The organism is Streptomyces sp. PU-14G, assembly GCF_041028275.1.
Lineage (GTDB): Bacteria > Actinomycetota > Actinomycetes > Streptomycetales > Streptomycetaceae > Streptomyces.
The window spans coordinates 1-668 of the sequence record NZ_JASKYT010000763.1; the positions used below are offsets into that span (position 1 = coordinate 1).

1 protein-coding gene is annotated in these 668 nt (G+C 76.3%); it reads right to left on the reverse strand.

Going from position 1 to position 668, the window contains the following annotated elements:
• The coding region (locus tag AB8Z75_RS35205; protein WP_369209233.1) for a CehA/McbA family metallohydrolase at positions 1 to 639 on the reverse strand (639 nt) is incomplete at its 3' end.
• Positions 640 to 668: the final 29 nt, after the last annotated feature.

The following is a 668-nucleotide window of genomic DNA, read 5'->3' on the forward strand; positions in this document are numbered from 1 at the left end:
GCCGTGGGCGGGGTGGTGGAAGTCGCTGCCGCCCAGCGGGATCACGTCGTCGCGCCAGGCCCGTGCCCAGGCGAGGGGGGCGCCGTGCCGCCGGTCGGTCCAGGTGTGGTGCCACACCTCGGCGTGGCGGGGCCGCCGGACGAACGGGTGTTCCCAGGCGCAGTCGTCGGCCAGCGGATGGTTGACGGACAGCACGCCGCCGCCCGCCTCGGCCTGGGCGAGCCACGCGTCGGCGGGGGCGCGGAAGTCGATCCAGCCGGTGTCGCCGAACACGTTGGCGTGGCCGAGATCCGTGGTGACCTCCTGCCCGGGCAGGAGGGTGACGCCGTGCCGGGAGCCCGCCGCGGGCAGCCAGGGATGGTGGCTGACGGTGTTGTGGTCGGTGACGGCCAGGAAGTCAAGCCCCTCGGCGGCTGCGGACCGCGCCAGTTCGTCGGGGGTGAGGGCGCCGTCGCTGTGCACGGTGTGGGCGTGCAGGTCGCCCGCGCGCCAGGTGGCACCGTCGAGGGGCTTGACGAAGTCAAGCCCCTCGGCGGCTGCGGACCGCGCCAGTTCGTCGGGGGTGAGGGCGCCGTCGCTGTGCACGGTGTGGGCGTGCAGGTCGCCCGCGCGCCAGGTGGCACCGTCGAGGGGCGGCACGCTGCGTCTGGGGCGGCGCGCCCCGGCGG